Consider the following 16711-nt stretch of genomic DNA (forward strand, 5'->3'; position numbering starts at 1 on the left):
AGACCTTTCGTGGTGGGGGGGGGCTGGCGCCCCACCACCCGACGCACTGGCGCCCCCCCCCCCCCCCCCCGCCCCACCTTTGACAGTTCTCCGGTGACGGTGGGCGAACTGCGTCTGCGGTAGGTGTCGACCTTGGTCGACACGCTTGGTCCACGCCATGCGTGGATGCGAGCGAAGCGACCGGCGTTTGATTTTGATTTTCTTTTTTCTTTTCCGTGGCTGATGCGCCCGGAAACTGTCAAAGGTCGGGCGGAATGGGTTCGCGGGGGTATCCGCGGCATGGATGCCGCGGCTAAGCCTCCAGGGATGGATTCACGGCGTCCCCCGCTAACCCATTCCGCCCGGCCAAGCGCGGCTTTTCGCTCTACGCAACCAACCAACAGCCACGAGGGGCTGCGCCGTTGGCTGGAACAACCTGTTACCCGAACGGGGAATGCCACCATCACCCCTGCATGCCATGCTGATCACCTGATCCCTGCCAGCGAGAACGCCCGCATGACCACCATCATCGCCCCGCGCGTGCACGACATCGGCGGCCTCGAAGTCCGCCGTGCCGTCCCTACCCTGCAGGCCCGCAGCATCGGCTCGTTCGTGTTCGTCGACCAGATGGGACCGGCACTCATGCACCCCGGCACCGCCATCGACGTGCGCCCGCATCCGCACATCGGTCTGGCCACCGTCACCTACCTGTGGTCCGGTGCGATCGGCCACCGCGACACACTGGGCTCGGACCAGGTGATCCGGCCCGGCGACGTCAACTGGATGACTGCCGGTCGTGGCATCGCCCATTCCGAACGCACGCCGCCGCCGGACCGCACGCACGACAACCCCATCCACGGCATGCAGACCTGGGTAGCGTTGCCGAAGTCGCATGAGGAAATCGAACCGGCGTTCTATCACCATGCTGCCGCCACGTTGCCTGAGCAGCGCCGCAATGGCGCCTGGCTGCGCGTCATCGCCGGCCGCGCCTACGGCGAGGAGTCCCCGGTCAAGGTGTTCGCCGACACCCTCAACGTGGCGATCGACCTCGATCCGGATGCGGAAATCGACATCGACAATGGCCACCGCGAGCGTGCGCTGTACATTCTCGAAGGCCAGGCGCAGCTGGATGGCGTGGATATTCCCGCCCAGCACCTGGTGATTCCCGAAGCCGGTGCGGTCGGCCGCCTGCGTGCGAAGACGCCGGTGAAGGCGATGCTGTTCGGTGGCGAACCGCTGGATGGCCCGCGCCACCTGTGGTGGAACTTCGTCTCCAGCTCCAAGGAGCGCATCGAACAGGCCAAGCACGATTGGGAAGCCGGCCGCTTCGGCACCATCCCCGGCGATGACAAGGAATTCATCCCGCTGCCGCAGTACTGAACATCGCGTGTTGCACACATCCGAGGGTGTATCTCTGCACCCGGCGTTGACGCTACAGTCACCCGCTGATCACTGAAATGTGACATAAATCACACTTTAGACCGTCAAAGGAGTGCAACACATGAGCATGGGTAAACGCTTGTCCGCCGAATTCCTCGGCACGTTCTGGCTGGTTCTGGGTGGCTGTGGCAGCGCGGTGCTGGCTGCCAAATTCGGTGGCGACGGTAATCCGCTGGGTATCGGTTTCCTCGGCGTGGCGCTGGCGTTCGGGCTGACGGTGGTGACCGGTGCCTATGCGTTCGGGCACATCTCCGGCGCGCACTTCAATCCGGCCGTCAGCATCGGGCTGTGGGCCGGTGGGCGCTTCCCGACCAAAGACCTGGTGCCGTACATCATTGCCCAGGTGGCCGGCGGCCTGCTGGCCGGTTTCATCCTGCTGCAGATCGCTTCGGGTGCCAGTGGCTTCGCCATTGATGGCACCCAGGCCGGCGCGTTCGCCAGCAACGGCTATGGCGCCCTCTCACCCGGCGGCTACAGCGTGGCTGCCGCGTTCCTGTGTGAAGTAGTGCTCACGGCGGTGTTCCTGATCGTGATCATGGGCGCGACCCATGGCAAGGCGCCGGCAGGCTTCGCGCCGCTGGCCATCGGCCTGGCACTGACCCTGATCCATCTGATCAGTATTCCGGTGACCAATACCTCGGTGAACCCGGCACGTTCGACCGCCGTGGCCTTCTTCGCAGGCAGCGGCGCCACCAGCCAGCTGTGGCTGTTCTGGGTCGCCCCGCTGCTGGGTGGCGCGATCGGCGGCATCATCTACAAGTGGATCGGCAACGACCGCTGAGACCCGCCCCCATTGCGGCCGTCCGCCGGCCGCAATGGTTACCGATGCAACCGCAATTTGTGCGATCGCTCACGTTCCGTTAAGGTCTGGTCATCCGCCCGTGCTTGCGCCGGGCAGGACGGCATCCGGGGATGGGATGCCATGGCCGCCGGTGCCGCCGGCGGCGCCAACGACACGCCACCTTGGGGGATGCATGAAGTTCGCGCCTGTTGTCTTGTCGAGCCTGTTGTTCGTTGCGGCCAACGCCGCCGCGCAGGCCCCGGTTGAATGTCCATCGCTGCCAGCCAGCAGCGGCCTGCAATGGCAGCAGCAGGCGCAGGCCGGTTTCCTGGTCTGCCGTGCAGCTACCGGCGAGGGCCGGGAAGTGCTGAGCCTGATGCTCAGCCAGCGCGACCCGGGCATTCCATTGACGCGCTCGCTGCGCCAGGAAAAAGGCAGCTTTGCCGGTGAATCGATGTACTGGTACCAGCCGGATCTGGGCGGCCAGCAGCCGCCGGGCTACGCCGAGCGCCGCATCAGCGTGGTGAAGCTGGACAAGGGCCGCTACGCGCAGATCGCGCTGTATCCGGACAGCACCCAGGAACTGGGCAGCCTGCAACAGCTGGCGCAGGGCATGAACCTGACCCCGTCCGCCGTGGCCGACGGGCGCTGAGGGCGACGGGGATGACTGCCTGGCAGCATCCCCGCTGGATCGGACACGCTATCGGCAGCGCCGGGCATTGCCTGGCGTTGCGCGTTGCGGGTTGTGCTGGAAATCCGCCGGGCATGGCCCGGCGCCACCAGCTGCACGCGGGCTTGGCCCGGCGTGCCCGCTCAGAAACGGCCTTCCTGGAAATCGACGAAGGCCTGCATCAGCTCCTCCCGCGTATTCATCACGAACGGGCCGTGCCGCATGACGGGTTCGCGCAGCGGGCGGCCGGCTACCAGGATCAGCCGCGCACCGTCGGCGCCTGCCGACAGATGCAACTGCTCGCCACCGCCCAGCACGGCCAGCTCCTGCCGTGCCACGTCGCGCGCAGCGTCCTGTTCGCCCACGGTCAATCCGCCTTCGAACACGTAGACGAACGCGTTGTGCCCTTCCGGCAGCACGTAGGTCCAGGCACGATCGGCGGCCAGTTCGATGTCCAGGTACAACGGGTCGGTCGCCGGCTGCGCGATCGGGCCGACGGTACCGTCCACCGTGCCCGCGATCACCTTCACCTGCACGCCCTCGGCCGGCCGCACCACCGGAATCTTTTCGGGGGCGAATTCCTGGTACTTCGGCTCGGTCATCTTGTCGCGCGCCGGCAGGTTCACCCACAGCTGGAAGCCGCGCATCTGCCCGCTTTGCTGCTCGGGCATTTCCGAATGCACCAGGCCACGACCGGCGGTCATCCACTGCACGCTGCCCGGGGTCAACAGGCCTTCGTTGCCGTGGTTGTCGCGGTGCCGCATGCGGCCATCCAGCATGTAGGTGACGGTCTCGAAACCACGATGCGGATGCTCGGGAAACCCAGCGATGTAGTCCTCGGCACGGTCGGTACCGAATTCATCGAGCAGCAGGAACGGATCGAGATCGGGCAGCGACGGCCCGCCGATGACCCGGGTCAGGCGCACGCCGGCACCGTCGGAAGTGGGCATGCCACGGATGGTGCGCAGCACGCGGACCGGTTCGGGAAGGCTCATGGCGACTCCTGTTGGATGGATGCCCCTGAAGATGGACGCCACGGCAGGCAACGCCAATGGATGGCATCGCAACCGATTGTTCCATCCCTGGTGTTCGCAGCGCGTCATGTCCGCTGCGCGGCAATGTCTGCGTTGTGGCCAGCACGTGCGAATGGGCGCAGGCCACGGCCATCTACGACCAAAGTACTACCGATCAATAGTCCTGGACACATTGACCCTGCCAAGGGCACGCGGGACTCTTTGACCATCTTTCCGGGAGAGAGCACCTCATGAAAGGGTTTTCCAAAATAGGCTGGGCGGCACTCGCCCTGCTCGGCGCGTTCTGCCTGGGTACGGTGGCGCTACGCCGTGGTGAGCACATCAACGCACTGTGGATCGTGGTCGCGGCGGTTTCGCTGTACCTGGTGGCGTACCGCTTCTACAGCCTGTTCATCGCCGACAAGGTGATGCAGCTCGATCCGACCCGGGCCACCCCGGCGGTGATCAACAATGACGGCCTGGACTACGTGCCCACCAACAAGCACGTGCTGTTCGGCCACCACTTCGCGGCCATTGCCGGTGCAGGCCCGCTGGTGGGCCCGGTGCTCGCCGCGCAGATGGGCTACCTGCCCGGCCTGCTGTGGCTGGTGGTCGGCGTGGTACTGGCCGGCGCAGTGCAGGACTTCATGGTGCTGTTCCTGTCGAGCCGCCGCAACGGTCGATCGCTGGGTGACCTGGTGCGTGAGGAGATGGGCCAGGTACCGGGAACCATCGCACTGTTCGGTGCCTTCCTGATCATGATCATCATCCTGGCGGTGCTGGCGATGGTGGTGGTCAAGGCGTTGGCCGAAAGCCCCTGGGGCATGTTCACGGTGATCGCGACGATGCCCATCGCGATCCTGATGGGCGTGTACATGCGCTACATCCGACCCGGCAAGATCGGTGAGATCTCGGTGGTCGGCCTGATCCTGCTGCTGGCGGCGATCTGGTTCGGTGGCAAGGTGGCGGCAGACCCGACCTGGGGCCCGGCGTTCACCTTCACCGGCACCCAGATCACCTGGATGCTGATCGGCTACGGCTTCGTCGCCTCGGTGCTGCCGGTGTGGCTGCTGCTGGCACCGCGCGATTACCTGTCGACCTTCCTGAAGATCGGCACGATCATCGCCCTGGCCATCGGCATCCTGGTGGTCATGCCGGAACTGAAGATGCCGGCCCTGACCCAGTTCGCGGCCAGCGGCGACGGCCCGGTGTGGAAGGGCGGCATGTTCCCGTTCCTGTTCATCACCATCGCCTGCGGTGCGGTGTCGGGTTTCCATGCACTGATTTCCTCGGGCACCACGCCCAAGCTGCTGGCCAATGAAGCGCACATGCGCTACATCGGTTACGGCGGCATGCTGATGGAATCATTCGTTGCCGTGATGGCGCTGGTGGCTGCTTCGATCATCGATCCGGGCATCTATTTCGCAATGAACAGCCCGGCGGCGGTGATCGGTGCGGATGCTGCGTCGGCCGCGCACTACATCACCAATACCTGGGGCTTCACCATCACCCCGGAACAGCTGACCGCCACCGCAGCGGCCATTGGTGAACCCACCATCCTGCATCGCGCCGGTGGCGCGCCAACGTTGGCGGTGGGCATCGCGCAGATCCTGCACGAGGCGATTCCGAGCAGCAGCGACGCGATGATGGCCTTCTGGTACCACTTCGCCATCCTGTTCGAAGCACTGTTCATCCTGACCGCAGTGGATGCCGGTACCCGTGCTGGCCGCTTCATGCTGCAGGACCTGCTGGGCAACTTCATCCCCGCGCTGAAGAAGACCGAGTCGTGGACAGCCAACATCATCGGCACCGCCGGCTGCGTGGCACTGTGGGGCTACCTGCTCTACACCGGTGTGGTGGATCCGTTTGGCGGCATCCAGACGCTGTGGCCGCTGTTCGGCATCTCCAACCAGATGCTGGCCGGTATCGCGCTGATGCTGGGCACCGTGGTGCTGTTCAAGATGAAGCGTGACCGCTATGCCTGGGTGACTGCGGTGCCGGCGGTGTGGCTGCTGATCTGCACCACCTATGCCGGCTTCATCAAGATCTTCGACAGCAACCCGGCACAGGGCTTCCTGGCACAGGCACACAAGTTCCAGGACGCGCTGGCCAGCGGCACCATCACCGCACCGGCCAAGTCGGTTGCACAGATGCAGCAGATCGTGGTCAATGCCTACGTCAACACCGGCCTGACGGCGCTGTTCCTGCTGGTGGTGGCTTCGGTGCTGGTGTACTCGATCAAGACGATCATGGCGGCGCGCCGCAATCCGCAGCGCAGCGACCGCGAAACCCCTTACGTGGCGCTCAAGCCGCATGAAATGGTGGATCTGTAATGAGCACACAACTGGTTCCGGTTGGCCAGTACCAGGCGCATCGCCGGATCTGGCGGCGCCTGGTGCAGACCGCGCGACTGTGCTGCGGGATTCCCGACTACGACAACTATGTGCGGCATGTGCGGGAGAAGCATCCGGACCGCGAGCCGATGGACTACAAGACGTTCTTCCGTGAGCGGCAGGAAGCGCGGTATGGCGGACGCAACGGCGGCCGTTGCTGCTGAAGTGTGAGGCGGGTGCCGGGCTTGCAGCCCGGCACCCGCAGAAGCAACCGCAGCAAGGACGGGGGGATCCGCGCCATCGGTGGATCCAATGGCCCCTATGGACTACTCCACCAGCGTGATCGGGGTGAGGGTGACCTTTGCGTTGTTGGCCGCGCCCATGCGATCGGCGTAGCCCTGCCCGCGCTGCAACAGGTAGAAGCTGTCCAGGTAATCGGCGTCGTTGGCGAACCACGACGTCGGCATGGCCTTGAGAATGGCACCGGCGATGTCGGCGATCACGGCGTACTCCGGGGCAAAGGCACCGAGTGCAGTCTTCACGCCGGTAGTCAGCGCGACCAGCAGATCCTGGTAGTTGGTGTCACCGTCGTCTTCGAACAACTGCACGTTGGCGGCGTTGAACCGGTAGTTGCCCCAGATGATCAGCGGCTGCTGCGGGGTGTAATCGGTCTGGTCGTGATCCAGATAGGGCATGTCGACCGTGACCAGCTCGGGTTCGGCAGCATCGACCTGCAACCCGGACACGATGGCGAACACTTCAGCCGCACCCAGTGCCCACGGCTCCTGGTCATCGGCCAGGCGGATGCGGTCCAGGCGGGTGATATCCAGCGACGCGCGGGTGCCGTTGGCGGCCATGCTGATCCGGTCCGGCGACTGCAGACCGCGTGCGCGCAGCCCCGCATTGACCAGCGCCATGCCTTCGCGCACCGAACGCCGGGTGTCGACATCGACGATCAGCACAGGGAAGTCCGGTGCCTGCTTCGCATCCAGCACATGGGCGCGCCCCTGCGCATCGTAGGCGGTCAGGGTAGTCCAGTCGCGATCGTTGCCGCGCGGCAGGCTCGCCACCCACAACTGGCGTGGGTTGATGGCGGCCAGGGTGTGCCCCTCGGGCACATACGCACGCAACTGCAGCAGCCCTTCGCCCTGCGACGGCAGGCCCTTGTGCTGGCGCAGCTGGCGATCCTGCACTGCCAACACGGTGCTTGCCCGCGTACGTGATTGTGGATCAAAGCGCGCCATGACCTGTTGCAGTGCCACGCCCTGTTCCGGCGCCGACTGCAGTGCCGCGCGCGCCGCATCGGCAAAGCCCGGTTGCGCGATCAGGGCCGCGACGTCACGCGCACTGGCATCGGTGATCGCCTGCACAGCGGCGGGGCGAGCCTGCAGCGGGGTTTGCGCCAACGCCGACGCGCTGCCCAGCATCAGCGCCAGCAGCGCCGACGCACGAAACTTCCGTTGATTCGTCATGAATACACCTGTTGGGAAGGCTGGCAGCCGCCAGCGGAGGCTGCGCCGCGAGCCCCCTTCCCCACGCGACGCATGTCCCAACGCTACGTGGTCGGCACCATACGTTCCGGTATGCACCGCACAGTTCCGGCAACCGCAGATGCAATGCTCAAAGCAGCCGGGCATGGGCCCGGCTGCGCAGAGCGCGCGCAGCCCACGCGCCTCAGCCGTTGGCCATCCACTTCAGGATCAGGCCCGTCACATAGGCCAGCCCGGTGCCGGTGGCATAGCCCACCGTGCCCAGCAGCACCCCTACCGGTGCCAGCGTCGGGTGGAACGCCGCTGCCACCACCGGCGCCGAGGCTGCCGCGCCGATGTTGCCCTGCGAACCAATGGCGAAGAAGAACAGCGGTGCGCGCACCAGCTTGGCCACGATCCACAGCACCAGCACGTGGGTCGCCATCCAGATCGCGCCGAGCAGGAACAACCACGGCCGGTCCAGCAGCGACAACAGATTCATCTGCATGCCGATGCAGGCGATCAGGAAGTACAGGAACACCGTGCCCAGGCGCGAGGCCCCGGCCGCTTCCAGCCGGCGCGCACGGGTAAAGCTGAGGGTCAGGCCCATTGCGGTGGAGAGCAGGATGACCCATACGAACTGGCTGTCCAGGCTGAACTGGCTGGCCCAGCTGACATTGGCCTTGAACCAGCCCGACAACGGCGCAGCAATGGCATGGGCCAGGCCGACACCACCGAGCGCCACGCCGACGATCACCATCAGGTCGGTCATGCTCGGAATGCGCGCGTTCTGCGCGTCGTAGGCACTGATGCGCGCCTTCATCTCATCGATGGCACGGGTATCGGCGCCGTTGCGGGCGTCGATCTGCTGGGCACGGTTGGCCATGAACAACAGGATCGCCATCCACAGGCTGGCGCAGGCCACATCGACCACGGCGAACTGGCCAAAGGTGGTGGCGTCGGTGCCGAACACTTCGCGCATGGCGACCATGTTGGCACCCCCGCCGATCCAGCTGCCGGCCAACGCGGCCATGCCGGCCCAGGTGTCACCGGCCACGGTTTCCGGATGGATCAGTTTCATCACCTGGAAGGAGACGATCGCCCCCAGCATGATGCCGGCGGTGCCTGCGCAGAACACCAGCAGCAGCTTCGGGCCGAGCTTGGCGATGCCTTTCAGGTCGATCGACAGGGTCAGCAGAACCAGCGCCGCCGGCAGCAGCACATCGCGCGCGACCGGGTTGTACAACGACGTGTTGTGGCCATCGATGACACCGGCGGTGTTGTAGATGGCAGGAATGAAGTAGCACAGCAGCAGTGCCGGCACCCAGGCGAAGATCTTCTTCAGCAGGGGCGTCGGGCCGCTGGCAGCCCAGAAAATCAGGGCCAGGGTGGCGGCGATCAGGCCCAGTCCAACGATGTCGTTGCTGATCAGGGCAGTAGCGGGTTCGGTCGGCATGGGATCCTCTGTCGATCGAAAGAGCGGAAAAAAAAGCGCCGCATAAGGCGGCGCAGATTGAAATTAACATAGTCTTCACGCCGGGTCATGCGGCGCTGCTTGCGGCAAGCGCCGATGCTGCCGAGAATCCCGGCATCGCCCTGTGGAGCCGGCCCCATGCAACTCGGTGCTTTTTCAGTCAGCCTGGCAGTGAAGGATCTGGCGGGCTCGCGCACGTTCTATGAGGCGCTCGGGTTTTCAGTGACCGGCGGTGACGCCGCGCAGAACTGGCTGGTACTGCGCAACAACGGCATCGTGATCGGCCTGTTCCAAGGCATGTTCGAGGGCAACCTGCTGACCTTCAACCCCGGCTGGGACCAGCACAGGCAGGAATTGCCCGCGTTCCAGGATGTCCGCCAGCTGCAGGCCGAGCTGGATGCGAAAGGCATTGAACTGGCGGTGCGCACCGATCCTGACGGCCAGGGCACCGGCTACCTGCAGCTGGCCGATCCGGATGGCAACGTGATCCTGATCGACCAGCATGTGGAGCGCCCGAAGGGACGGTGACGCGGACAGCGTGCCAACCCAGGTTGGCACCTACGAGGACACGAGCGGCCATTGCTCTGGTAGGCGTCGACCTTGGTCGACGGACAGCCTGCAAACCAAGGTTGGCATCTACCGGGACAGGGGCGGCCATTGCTCTGGTAGGCGTCGACCTTGATCGACGGACAGACTGCCAACCCAAGTTGGCATCTACCGGGACAGGGGCGGCCATTGCTCTGGTAGGCGTCGACCTCGGTCGACGGGCAGAATGCCAACCCAGGTTGGCATCTACCGGGACAGGGGCGGCCATTGCTCTGGTAGGCGTCGACCTTGGTCGACGGACAGCGTGCCAACCCGGGTTGGCACCTACCGGGACAGGGGCGGCCATTGCTCTGGTAGGCGTCGACCTTGGTCGACGGACAGACTGCCAACCAAGGTTGGCATCTACCGGGACAGGGGCGGCCATTGCTCTGGTAGGCGTCGACCTTGGTCGACGGACAGCGTGCCGACCCAGGTTGGCACCTGCCAACCGCCGGCTCAGCCCGGGCGCGAGGCGCCGAAGTCGAGGGTGGCCAACGTGCCGCGTGGCGCGCAGGGTTGCAGCTGCAGGGTCCAGCCCAGGTGCTCGCACAGGCGCGCGATCAACTCCAGGCCGATCCCGCTGCGGTCGCCACGTTCGCCGCGCGCCATGCGTGCGTGGATGGCGGCGATCTCCTCCGGACTCATGCCATGCCCTGGATCCTGCAGGGTCAGTATCGCCGACGATGTCAGGCGCAGTTCGATACGACCACGTCCGCTGTTCTCGATGGCATTGCGCAGCAGGTTGCCGATCGCAGCCTGCACCACCGCCAGCGGCGCGACGATGTCGACCGGCGCGGCCTGGATGCCAATGCTCAGATCCTTGTCGCCCAGCAGGTGTCGATGGTCATCGACGATCTCCGGCAGCAACTGGTCCAGGGCGATGCGTTCGGCTCTGGCGGCCAACCGCGCCGGATCGCGTGCCAGCACCAGCAGCAGTTCGATCAGCTGTTCGACGCCCTGTGCCGTTCGCAGCACACGCTGCACCTGCTGGCGTGCACGCTCGGGCAGGCCCGGCTGTTCCAGGGCCAACTCGGCGGCACCGGTCATCACCGCGATCGGTGTGCGCAGTTCGTGGCTGGCGGTGCTGATGAACACCCGCTCGCGCTCCACGAACTGTTCGTTGCGTTCGAGATAGTCATTCAACGCACCGGCGATGGTGTGAAGCTCGGAACTACCGCGCGGATCAACCTCGATACGCTGGCCCTGCACGCCCGGCCGCAGGGCGCCGATATGCTGGGCCAGCAGGCTCAACGGACGCACCATGCGTTCCATGCCGAACGAGGCCATCAGCACGGTGACGAAGATCATGATGATGCCGGCCAGCATCACCCAGCGTGTGGCGAACTGTTCCAGGTCGTGGAAATCGGAGATGTCCAGGGCCAGCGCAACCCGCCCCATCGAGCCGGTATCGCGCACCATCACCGCGGTTTCGCGCGCGCCGATCATCACCCCGTCATGCAACCCCGGATGCAGGCTGCGCAGGCTGGCGGGCATGTTGGCTTCGTCGAAGCGATACAGGCTCAACGTATCGGAGTCCTGCCAGCGGTAATGCGGTTCGTGCTCGGTGTGGTCGACGATGCTGTCCAGTTCCGAGTTCAGCAGTGCGCGCCACGCCGCGTGCTCGGCGTGCTCGTGGACGTAGTTGCCCACGCTGAACACCGCCAGCGAGATCAGCGCCAGGTAGCCCAGCAGCCACCACACCACCCGCCGGTACAGCGGGCCGGGTTTACGCGCCATCTTCATCGTTCCGTGCATCGGTGCCCGCAGTGGACGCCAGCCGGTACCCGACCCGCGGCAGGGTGTGGATCAGCTTGTCGCCGAACGGCCCATCCACGCTGCGGCGCAGTTCGTACACGTGCGAGCGCAGCAGGTCACCATCGGGTGGCTCGTCTCCCCACAGCGCGAATTCCAGCTGCTGCCGGGTAACCGCGCCCGGGCTGGCACGCATCAGCACCTCAAGCAGCTTGCGGCAGGCCGGGTACAGATGCAGCACCTGGCCGGCGCGCTGCGCCTCCAGGGTTGCCAGATCCAGCACCAGGTCGCCCACCTGCAGGCGTTTGCGCGGATTGCGGCCCTGCGCGCGCAGCAGCAGCGCTTCCAGGCGTACTTCCAGTTCCGGCAGGGCGAAGGGCTTGGTCAGGTAGTCATCAGCACCGGCACGGAAACCGGCGATCTTGTCCGGCAGCTCGTCGCGCGCGGTCAGCATGATCACCGGTACCTCCGAGGCATGCTCGGCGCGCAGCCTGCGCAGGACTTCCGGGCCCTCCATGCGTGGCAGCATCCAGTCCAGGATCACCGCATCGTAGGGGTGGCTGCCGGCAAGGTGCAGCCCGGTGATGCCATCCGGGGCCACATCAAGCACATGCCCGCGCGACTCGAAATAGTCGAACAGGTTGGCCACCAGCTGGCGGTTGTCCTCGATCACCAACAGGCGCATGCACGAAACATCCACGGGAAGTGCCACCATGGTAGCGCTGCGGATGTCGGAATGCGGTCGCCGTGGTGGCGGCTCTGACGGCTTTCCCACGTGCCCCTCATCAGAATGGCCGTTTTGCTGCCGGAGCTCGCCGTGCCCGTTGCCCTGCCCCGCCGCTGGCACCTTCCCCTGCTGTGGCTGCTGATCGTGATGGCGCTGGCTGCCGGTCTTGGCATGCGCCAGCCGCAGCCGCCGGACGAGCCACGGTTCGTGCTGGCCGCGCGGGCCATGGTCGAGAGCGGGCAATGGCTGCTGCCGCACCGGGGCAGTGAACTGTACGCCGAAAAACCGCCGGTGTTCATGTGGCTGCAGGCCGCCGCCCATCAGGTGGTCGGCAGCTGGCAGTGGTCGTTCCTGCTGCCATCGCTGCTGGCCGCGCTGCTCAGCCTGTGGCTGGTGTCCGACCTCGCCCGCCGCCTGTGGTCACCGCGCCATTCGCTGTACGCACTGGGAGCGCTGTTCTGCACCCTGCAGTTCGGGCTGATGGCCAAGCGCGCGCAGATCGACATGGTGCTGGTGGCGATGACCACGCTGGCGCTGTGGGGCCTGCTGCGCCACCTGTGCGAGCGCCGCAACCTGCCGGCACTGTGGCTGGCCGGCGTTGCTGCCGGTGTGGGAACGGTGACCAAGGGTGTGGGCTTCCTGCCGCTGCTGATGGTGCTGCCGTGGTTCGGCTGGTGGCTGTACCAGCGCCGCCGCGGGCGCGTAGTGGAAGGCCCGCACCCGGCCACGCTGCTGTGGCTGGTTCCGGCCTTCCTGCTGGGCACCGCGGTGTGGCTGGCGCCATTGGGCTGGGCACTGCTGCATGAGCCCAGCGCGACGCTGCAGTCGTACGCACATGAGCTGCTGTTCAAGCAGACCGGCACCCGCTACGCAAACGCCTGGCACCACCGCCAGCCGGCCTGGTACTACCTGCAGGTGATCGCCACGCTGTGGCTGCCGGGCAGTTTGCTGCTGCCTCTGCTGGCCAAACCCTGGTGGCGGCGTCTGCGCCGGGGCGACCGCCGGCAATGGCTGCTGCTGGGCTGGTCCGTACTGGTGCTGCTGTTCTTCAGTGCCAGCCCGGGCAAGCGCGAGGTCTACCTGCTGCCGATGCTGCCTGCAGTTGCGCTGGCGGCAGCCCCCTTGCTGCCCGGCCTGCTGCGCCGGCTGTGCGTGCGCCGTTACCTGTTCGGCTACAGCCTGGTGCTGATGCTGGCCACCGGCGTACTGGGCGTGATGATGCTGACCGACAGCCCATGGGCGCAGGCACAACTGGCGCGGCGGGCGATGCCCGATACGCTGTTGCCGGTGCTGGGTGATGGCCTGCTGACCTTCGCCATCGCCCTGGCGACCGTGGCGTTGTGGCTGCGGGTACGGCGCGCGGCAACGCTGGTGCTGCTTGCGCACGCGATGCTGTGGATGCTTTACGGGCTGGTGCTGATGCCCGCGCTGGACCCTTACGCATCGGCGTCGGCGGTGATGCGCCGGGTGGGCAACCGGATCGGTCCCGATGCCGAGCTGGCCCTGGTGGCCTGGCGCGAACAGAACCTGCTGCAGGCCGACCGGCCGGTGCGCGAGTTCGGCTTCAAGCGGCCGTGGGCCGAGCAGTGGCACGACGCCGGTCCATGGTTGGCCGAAGCGCCGGACAAGCGCTGGTTGCTGGTGCTGGACAAGGCCATGAGCCCTTGTGTCGATCCGGCCCAGGTCGTCGAGATCGGTGTTGCCAACAGGAATCGTTGGCAGTTGCTTCCGGGCACCGCCTGGGATCCCGCCTGCCATGCCGAGCGTGCTGGCGCCAACGACGACGAAGACTGAACGATGATGTGCGCCGGGTGCGGATTAACCCGGCACAAACGCATGTACGACCCTTCTCCGACATGCCAGTGACGAGCATGGCCGCGGATTCCCGTAACGGCCCTTTCCTGCATGCCCGCTCGTCCTCTTGCCCCGGCAGTCTCCTTCGCGCCATCGCGGTTGGCATCGCGTTTTGCCGTTACCCATCTGTGGTTGCCTGTTGCAGCCGGCATTGCGCTGTTCACCCTGATGATGGGCTTCGGTGGCGACCAGTGGCTGGCCGACCATCTGTTCCGGCTGGAAGGCGGACGCTGGGCGCTGCAGGACGCGTGGTTGACACGCTCGGTGGTGCACAAGGCGGGCAAGTGGCTGAGCACCGCCGCGGCACTGGTGGCGATGCTGCTGTGCTTCCACCACTGGCGCCGTGGCCGCGATCGCACGCTGCGTTGGGCGTTGCTGTATGTGGTGGTGGCCGTGGCACTCGGCACCGGGCTGATCTCGCTGCTGAAGTCACTGGTGCCGATGGACTGCCCGTGGGATCTGCTGCGCTATGGCGGGCACGAACCGTTCGTCGGCCTCTTCAGCAGCCGCCCGACCGGCATGGCCGCGCGCGCCTGTTTCCCCGCCGGCCACGCAAGCGCGGGATACGCATGGATGTGCCTGTACTTCTTCGCGCTGCTGTGGCGCCCCACCTGGCGTTGGGCCGGATTGTGGATCGGCCTCGGCAGTGGCCTGGTGTTCGGTATCGGCCAGCAGCTGCGCGGTGCCCATTTCCTTTCGCATGACATTGCCACCGCCTTGATATGTTGGCTGCTGTCGCTGGGCCTGTACCTGATGGTCCGCCGCACGTTGGATCGCTCGACCCGCCAGGAGGCGATTGCATGAACGCATCGGTCCAACGTTCCTTGCGACTGCCGACACTGGCCAGCATCCGCGCATGGCGGCCGCAGCTGTCCACCGAAGCGCTGATCATCCTGACCAGCCTGTTCTTCGCCGTGGCCGGCAATGGCCTGTTCTGGCACAGCGCCATGGCCAGCCATCCGGGCAGCCTGCGGTATGCGCTTTCGCTGCTGTTGCTGCTGCTGGGAGCGCACGGCGTGCTGCTGGGCATCCTGGTGTGGCGCTGGAATGCCAAGGTGGTGATCAGCGTACTGCTGCTGGTCACCGCGTTTGCCGCCCATTACATGAGCCGTTACCACATCTACCTGGATGCGGACATGCTGCGCAACGTACTGGCCACCGACCCGAAGGAAAGCCGCGAACTGATGACGCCGTCGCTGCTGTGGCCGGTACTGCTGCTGGCTGCGCTGCCGATGGTGGTGCTGTGGCGCATCGAGCTGCGTCGCCGCCACTGGGCACGCAGCCTGCTGTGGCGCGCCGGCTTCCTGCTGGTCGCGGCGGCAACTGCCATTGGTGGCGCGCTGATTTCCTTCCAGGATGTCTCGGCACTGATGCGCAACCAGCGCGAGGTGCGCTATCTGGCGACGCCGGCCAACGTGCTGCTGGGCCTGCCGCGGGCGCTGCGTGGTGACAACCCGGTGCAGCGCGCGCCGAAGCTGCCGATCGGCACCGATGCCAAGGCGACCCCACGCGCGCCGACCAGCAAGCCGCGCCTGCTGGTGATCGTGATGGGCGAAACCGTGCGTGCGCAGAACTGGGGCTTGAACGGCGGCCGCAACACCACCCCGGAACTGGCACAGGCCCCGGTGGTGAACTTCCCGGACATGCATTCCTGCGGCACCAGCACCGAGGTATCGCTGCCGTGCCTGTTCTCGCCGTGGGGCCGCCACGATTACGACGAAAAGAAGATCCGCGCGCATCAGTCGCTGCTGCATGTATTGAACCGCGCAGGCATCGCGCCGTTGTGGCGCGACAACCAGTCCGGCTGCAAGGGTGTGTGCGAGGGGTTGGACTTCCAGTCGCTGTCCGATGCGACCACGCCGGGCCTGTGTGCCGATGGTCGCTGCATGGATGAGATCCTGCTGCAGGACCTCGCCACGCAGGTACGTGCGAAGCCTGGCGACCGGGTGGTCGTGCTGCACCAGCTGGGCAACCACGGACCGGCTTACTTCGAGCGCTACCCCGCTGCGTTCCGGCGCTTCAACCCCACCTGCGATACCCGCGATATCGGCCGTTGCGCGCGCGAAGAGATCACCAACAGCTACGACAACGCGGTGCTGTACACCGATCACTTCCTGAGCAAGACGATCGGTACGTTGCAGGGCCTGCAGGACTACGACACGGCGATGATCTACCTGTCCGACCATGGTGAATCGCTGGGCGAAAAGGGCCTGTACCTGCACGGCGTACCGTATGCGATTGCACCGGCCGAGCAGACCCGGGTACCGATGACGATGTGGTTCTCGCCGGGCTTCGCCAGCAGCCGCGGATTGAACCTGCAGTGCCTGCGCACGCGTTCGGCAGCGTATACCGACCACGACAACCTGTTCCCGTCGGTGCTGGGGCTGATGCAGGTGAAGACCTCGCTGTACGAACGCGACCGCGACGTGTTCGCCAACTGCGAGAGTTGAGGGTTGTTCGGCAGGGCTTGCAGCCCTGCACCTGCCGAAGCCAGAGCCGAAGCAACAGCAAAAGCTGGCATTCCGTGGATTGGCGGGGGGGGGGGGGGGGGGGGGGGGGGGGGGGGGGGGGGGGGGCGGGGGAGTGGGGGGGCGGACGGCCGCGGGGGGGCGGCGGCGCGCGCCCCCGCCCCCC

The 16711-nt window shown here is 66.1% G+C and carries 14 protein-coding genes; 9 read left to right on the forward strand and 5 right to left on the reverse strand.

Annotation, left to right across the window (positions count from 1 at the left end; translation table 11 throughout):
• Positions 1-495: 495 nt before the first annotated feature.
• From ACVOLJ_RS20015 to ACVOLJ_RS20025, 3 genes are all read left to right on the forward strand, one after another.
• Positions 496-1359 carry a pirin family protein gene (locus tag ACVOLJ_RS20015; protein ID WP_475279943.1) on the forward strand — a complete coding sequence of 288 codons (864 nt, stop codon included), beginning with the start codon at positions 496-498 and terminating at the stop codon, positions 1357-1359.
• A gap of 121 nt (positions 1360-1480) precedes the next feature.
• Positions 1481-2200 carry an aquaporin Z gene (gene aqpZ / locus ACVOLJ_RS20020; protein WP_475279944.1) on the forward strand — a complete coding sequence of 240 codons (720 nt, stop codon included), beginning with the start codon at positions 1481-1483 and terminating at the stop codon, positions 2198-2200.
• Between the two features lie 193 nt (positions 2201-2393).
• Positions 2394-2852 (forward strand): hypothetical protein, encoded by a 459-nt coding sequence (locus ACVOLJ_RS20025; RefSeq protein WP_475279945.1) that lies wholly within the window; start codon positions 2394-2396, stop codon positions 2850-2852.
• Positions 2853-3013: 161 nt separating this feature from the next.
• Here ACVOLJ_RS20025 and ACVOLJ_RS20030 read toward each other — a convergent pair whose 3' ends face one another.
• The gene (locus tag ACVOLJ_RS20030) at positions 3014-3865 is read right to left on the reverse strand and encodes a pirin family protein (RefSeq protein ID WP_481564916.1); all 852 of its coding nucleotides are present in this window, start codon (positions 3863-3865) and stop codon (positions 3014-3016) included.
• A gap of 269 nt (positions 3866-4134) precedes the next feature.
• Between ACVOLJ_RS20030 and ACVOLJ_RS20035 the strand changes: the two genes are divergently transcribed.
• Together ACVOLJ_RS20035 and ACVOLJ_RS20040 are read left to right on the forward strand one after the other, a co-directional pair.
• Positions 4135-6216, forward strand: coding sequence for a carbon starvation CstA family protein (locus tag ACVOLJ_RS20035; protein ID WP_481564917.1), 2082 nt, complete (start codon positions 4135-4137; stop codon positions 6214-6216).
• On the forward strand, positions 6216-6440 hold the full coding sequence (locus ACVOLJ_RS20040) for a YbdD/YjiX family protein (RefSeq protein WP_025877091.1): 225 nt from the start codon (positions 6216-6218) through the stop codon (positions 6438-6440). The genes ACVOLJ_RS20035 and ACVOLJ_RS20040 overlap by 1 nt, the downstream gene beginning before the upstream one ends.
• Positions 6441-6542: 102 nt before the next feature.
• Here the strand turns inward: ACVOLJ_RS20040 and ACVOLJ_RS20045 are convergent, their stop codons facing one another.
• Positions 6543-7688, reverse strand: a complete 1146-nt coding sequence (locus ACVOLJ_RS20045) for a DUF3103 family protein (RefSeq protein ID WP_481564918.1) — start codon at positions 7686-7688, stop codon at positions 6543-6545.
• A gap of 202 nt (positions 7689-7890) precedes the next feature.
• Entirely contained in the window at positions 7891-9141 is a 1251-nt protein-coding gene (locus ACVOLJ_RS20050) for a DUF819 family protein (RefSeq protein WP_394122857.1), read from the reverse strand.
• Between the two features lie 156 nt (positions 9142-9297).
• Between ACVOLJ_RS20050 and ACVOLJ_RS20055 the strand changes: the two genes are divergently transcribed.
• Positions 9298-9687 (forward strand): VOC family protein, encoded by a 390-nt coding sequence (locus ACVOLJ_RS20055; RefSeq protein ID WP_481564919.1) that lies wholly within the window; start codon positions 9298-9300, stop codon positions 9685-9687.
• A gap of 513 nt (positions 9688-10200) precedes the next feature.
• On the opposite strand, the gene ACVOLJ_RS20060 is transcribed toward ACVOLJ_RS20055, so the two are convergent.
• Together ACVOLJ_RS20060 and ACVOLJ_RS20065 are read right to left on the reverse strand one after the other, a co-directional pair.
• Positions 10201-11481: a sensor histidine kinase gene (locus ACVOLJ_RS20060; RefSeq protein WP_481564920.1), complete on the reverse strand. Its 1281-nt coding sequence runs from the start codon at positions 11479-11481 to the stop codon at positions 10201-10203.
• Positions 11471-12181, reverse strand: a complete 711-nt coding sequence (locus ACVOLJ_RS20065; RefSeq protein WP_481564921.1) for a response regulator transcription factor — start codon at positions 12179-12181, stop codon at positions 11471-11473. Before ACVOLJ_RS20065 ends, ACVOLJ_RS20060 begins: the two co-directional genes overlap by 11 nt.
• Before the next feature lie 132 nt (positions 12182-12313).
• Here ACVOLJ_RS20065 and ACVOLJ_RS20070 point away from each other — a divergent pair, with 132 nt between their 5' ends.
• From ACVOLJ_RS20070 to ACVOLJ_RS20080, 3 genes are all read left to right on the forward strand, one after another.
• On the forward strand, positions 12314-14017 hold the full coding sequence (locus tag ACVOLJ_RS20070; protein WP_481564922.1) for an ArnT family glycosyltransferase: 1704 nt from the start codon (positions 12314-12316) through the stop codon (positions 14015-14017).
• Positions 14018-14128: 111 nt separating this feature from the next.
• Positions 14129-14881 (forward strand): phosphatase PAP2 family protein, encoded by a 753-nt coding sequence (locus ACVOLJ_RS20075; protein ID WP_481564923.1) that lies wholly within the window; start codon positions 14129-14131, stop codon positions 14879-14881.
• The gene (locus tag ACVOLJ_RS20080) at positions 14878-16527 is read left to right on the forward strand and encodes a phosphoethanolamine transferase (protein WP_481564924.1); all 1650 of its coding nucleotides are present in this window, start codon (positions 14878-14880) and stop codon (positions 16525-16527) included. Before ACVOLJ_RS20075 ends, ACVOLJ_RS20080 begins: the two co-directional genes overlap by 4 nt.
• Positions 16528-16711 lie beyond the last annotated feature (184 nt).

The sequence above is a fragment of the Stenotrophomonas sp. STEN046 genome, assembly GCF_056759755.1.

What these genes read in the sequence shown, in the direction of transcription:
- ACVOLJ_RS20040 (WP_025877091.1), top strand. Translation starts at nt 6,216, where the DNA reads ATGAGCACACAACTGGTTCCGGTTGGCCAGTACCAGGCGCATCGCCGG.
- ACVOLJ_RS20045 (WP_481564918.1), bottom strand. Translation starts at nt 7,688, where the DNA reads ATGACGAATCAACGGAAGTTTCGTGCGTCGGCGCTGCTGGCGCTGATG.
- ACVOLJ_RS20030 (WP_481564916.1), bottom strand. Translation starts at nt 3,865, where the DNA reads ATGAGCCTTCCCGAACCGGTCCGCGTGCTGCGCACCATCCGTGGCATG.
- ACVOLJ_RS20035 (WP_481564917.1), top strand. Translation starts at nt 4,135, where the DNA reads ATGAAAGGGTTTTCCAAAATAGGCTGGGCGGCACTCGCCCTGCTCGGC.
- ACVOLJ_RS20015 (WP_475279943.1), top strand. Translation starts at nt 496, where the DNA reads ATGACCACCATCATCGCCCCGCGCGTGCACGACATCGGCGGCCTCGAA.
- ACVOLJ_RS20025 (WP_475279945.1), top strand. Translation starts at nt 2,394, where the DNA reads ATGAAGTTCGCGCCTGTTGTCTTGTCGAGCCTGTTGTTCGTTGCGGCC.
- ACVOLJ_RS20055 (WP_481564919.1), top strand. Translation starts at nt 9,298, where the DNA reads ATGCAACTCGGTGCTTTTTCAGTCAGCCTGGCAGTGAAGGATCTGGCG.
- ACVOLJ_RS20060 (WP_481564920.1), bottom strand. Translation starts at nt 11,481, where the DNA reads ATGGCGCGTAAACCCGGCCCGCTGTACCGGCGGGTGGTGTGGTGGCTG.
- ACVOLJ_RS20075 (WP_481564923.1), top strand. Translation starts at nt 14,129, where the DNA reads ATGCCCGCTCGTCCTCTTGCCCCGGCAGTCTCCTTCGCGCCATCGCGG.
- ACVOLJ_RS20080 (WP_481564924.1), top strand. Translation starts at nt 14,878, where the DNA reads ATGAACGCATCGGTCCAACGTTCCTTGCGACTGCCGACACTGGCCAGC.
- ACVOLJ_RS20050 (WP_394122857.1), bottom strand. Translation starts at nt 9,141, where the DNA reads ATGCCGACCGAACCCGCTACTGCCCTGATCAGCAACGACATCGTTGGA.
- aqpZ (WP_475279944.1), top strand. Translation starts at nt 1,481, where the DNA reads ATGAGCATGGGTAAACGCTTGTCCGCCGAATTCCTCGGCACGTTCTGG.
- ACVOLJ_RS20065 (WP_481564921.1), bottom strand. Translation starts at nt 12,181, where the DNA reads ATGCGCCTGTTGGTGATCGAGGACAACCGCCAGCTGGTGGCCAACCTG.